The 1,678-nt window shown below is 51.7% G+C and carries 3 protein-coding genes; all 3 read right to left on the bottom strand.

What is annotated here, in order from left to right; genetic code table 11:
* On the bottom strand, window positions 1-249 hold a 249-nt coding region (locus ACJHYR_RS27675; RefSeq protein ID WP_138038336.1), incomplete at its 3' end, for a prophage tail fiber N-terminal domain-containing protein.
* A gap of 65 nt (window positions 250-314) precedes the next feature.
* The gene (locus tag ACJHYR_RS27670; protein WP_103026283.1) at window positions 315-914 is read right to left on the bottom strand and encodes an Ail/Lom family outer membrane beta-barrel protein; all 600 of its coding nucleotides are present in this window, start codon (window positions 912-914) and stop codon (window positions 315-317) included.
* A gap of 67 nt (window positions 915-981) precedes the next feature.
* Window positions 982-1,678 (bottom strand): phage tail tip protein (locus ACJHYR_RS27665; RefSeq protein WP_410233211.1); only part of this gene is annotated, 697 nt, incomplete at its 5' end.

The following is a 1,678-nucleotide window of genomic DNA, read 5'->3' as shown; positions in this document are numbered from 1 at the left end:
TGAAGAATCCTCCCTGACCACGATATCTCCCACATACGAAGGACGGTAACCTTCTGTATTGAGTGTCACCCTGTATATTCCTGGCTCCACATCCATACTGTAACTCCCCGTCTCTTCCGGCATGCCATAAGCCACTGTCGTGGCGATGACTGTCTCACTGGTTCTCTTCGCTTTCAGCTCAATAATGCATCCCGGTACCGGTTTTCCGGTTCCGTCCCTCAGCACGCCTGAAATTTTTACAGCCGCCATACTCGCTCCATAAAAAATAATCCCGCAAAATTGCGGGCTGTCATAACACTGTGTTACCTGGCTAATCAGAATTTATAACCAACACCCACGATGAACCCGTCAGTGCGCCAGTCGCCACTGCCGGAGCCTTCATAAGCGACATCAACGGCCACGGATTCGGTCGGGTTAAACTGCACGCCAGCCCCCCACGCCAGAGACGTGTTGCTGTGGCGACCGTCATCACTTCCGGTCAGCACATCGTGCGTTTTCCCCTTGTTGTCAGTTACGCGGAGATAATCCCCGGAGAAAGTCGACACACGGCTGTAAGCCACACCCGCCATCGCATACGCGCTGAACCATTCATTCACGCGTACAGACGGCCCCGCCATCACGCTGAACCAGCGGTTACGCACGGAATCTTCATGCCAGCGGGTATCGCTGTAATGCGTTTTTTGCTCATCTTTGGCATTGGCATAACTGAATGACGTCACCAGCCCCAGCGTGTCCGTAAATTCATAACGGTATTTCACGTTAATGCCCTTCAGGTCATCGTTGCCGGGCATATCAGTATGGGTCTGAAGATACCCGGCGCTTAGTGTGGACTGATGCTCTGCTGCGCTCGCTGGCGTACCAGCGGCGACCAGCCAGACTACTGTGGACAGAATAACAGCACATAATTTACGCATCATTACCTCTCGCTTTTCTGCAATAAAAAAGGCGCCATTTCTGGCGCCCGTATCTGGGTTATAAAATTCAGCTAATCGTGATGCCTGCAGTGGCTTTCTTCATCACAACAACCAGCAAATCGCTGATACTTGCTGTGGGATACCAGCCATTTACCCACCATGCTGATACAGAAAACTCCAGTGTCATTACGCCACTGCCTGCAGGCATATCAATAACACCCGTGTAAATCAGAGTATTATCCAGAGCCGTTCGGTTATAAATTTCAGCCCCGTTTTTCTTCACTATCAGGCGGCATGACGAATAAGTATCGCTATTCTCCCGTTCATGTCTGGCACCGCTGAAAGCCACCGCTGGAATAACAATTTGCCGGTCAAACGGCTGATCGTCATAAACCCTGACGGTAATGGTCCCTGATGGCCACCGCTCCGGTGCACGGGAGTCCCGGGGGAAAGCTTTGCCCACTGTTTTAACGAGATCGCCTTCAATCTGGTTCGCGGACAGTTTTCCCAGAACCCGACAGTTCTCGTTAATCGTGACGTTGTTGAGCGTCCCGGAGTTCGCATTCACGCTACCGCTGATATCGGCATTTTTCGCCGTCAGCCGCCCGTCCGGTGTCAGGGAAAATGCCGGAGGATTGCCGGATGACGTGATGCTCACCGCAAACAGTCGCTTCATGAAAACATCATTCATGAACAGCTGATCACCCTGAGCCACAAACAAAGGTGTTGTATTGCCATTTTCCGGGTTAATCATCGCAATACGA

The sequence above is a fragment of the Escherichia sp. WS1450 genome, from assembly GCF_046487395.1.
Lineage (GTDB): Bacteria > Pseudomonadota > Gammaproteobacteria > Enterobacterales > Enterobacteriaceae > Escherichia > Escherichia coli.
Note: the sequence above shows the minus strand (reverse complement) of the source record. Positions and strands in the feature narration are given on the sequence as shown.

Coding starts and splice junctions, on each gene's coding strand:
- ACJHYR_RS27670 (WP_103026283.1), bottom strand. CDS start 914: ATGCGTAAATTATGTGCTGTTATTCTGTCCACAGTAGTCTGGCTGGTC.